This window comes from Pseudomonas sp. FSL R10-2189 (genome assembly GCF_009600325.1).
In the GTDB taxonomy this organism is placed as follows: Bacteria; Pseudomonadota; Gammaproteobacteria; order Pseudomonadales; family Pseudomonadaceae; genus Aquipseudomonas; species Aquipseudomonas helleri.
In genome coordinates, this window is record NZ_WIVZ01000109.1 from 1 (window position 1) to 848 (window position 848).

The window sequence follows — 848 nt, forward strand, 5'->3', positions numbered from 1 at the left end:
GCAGGTCGCGGGGCGTTACAAGGGCCCGCCTACGAGACGGGTCTTTCGGGTCGGCAAGACCCAGCTCGGCACGCTGAACCGTCGCCCAGGCATCGACCCGGCGCTGATCGGCGACGTGGTAGTAGGGCTGCAAACGCTTGCCCTCGGTCAGCTCCAGGTTGGGGATCACGAAGTTCAGCTCTAGCCGCCCCTTGTCTTGGTGCTCAACCCATAGGCAGCTGTACTGCCGAGCCTCTAGGCCGGGCATTAACGCCTGCTCGAAGCTGTCCATGAGGGCCCGTTTCTGCTCGGGCGGTAGATCCGCCTCGGCAAAGCTCAGCACGCCGCTGGTGTACTTCTTGGCGTACCGACTGGAGTCGATCAGTGCGGCCACCTGCTCGGGATCGCCACGCAGCAGGGTTGACCCCTCCCGCTGGCCGTCCCGGCCCAGCAGGTACTGCGTCGGCCCCTTGCCACCGCCAGTGCCCCTAGCGTGGAACTTCACGATCACTTGTGCAGCGCTCGCAGTTCGGCCAACTCACGCTCAACCCCGGCCAGGGCGCCTATGACCTGGACGCGATCAACAGCCCCCCACTCGGCGGTGTTCACCTTGCGGGCGATCTGGTTGAGGTTGTTCCCGATGCTCGCCAACTGGCGCAGCAACGCGGGATCAGCCGCCGGGGCCGCGCCGCGCAGGTCACGGACTAGATCGGTCTGACCGGGGCTGAGGCAGCTCTCCCGCATCCAGCGGGCCAGCTCCGTCCTGGTGCTGTGCATCTGGAGGGTGGCCAGTTCCTCGGGGGACACCCGCACCTTGATGATCTTTTCGCGCTTTGGCTCGGTCATGGCTTGGCTCTTAGTAGAGGCCC

2 protein-coding genes are annotated in these 848 nt (G+C 65.9%); both read right to left on the reverse strand.

From position 1 onward, the window contains the following. On the reverse strand, positions 1 to 490 hold a 490-nt coding region (locus GHO32_RS26120; protein ID WP_372239845.1), incomplete at its 3' end, for a relaxase/mobilization nuclease domain-containing protein. Next, positions 487 to 848, reverse strand: a 362-nt coding sequence (locus tag GHO32_RS26125) for a MobC family plasmid mobilization relaxosome protein (protein ID WP_306167691.1), incomplete at its 5' end; no start/stop codon positions are given. The genes GHO32_RS26120 and GHO32_RS26125, both read right to left, overlap by 4 nt.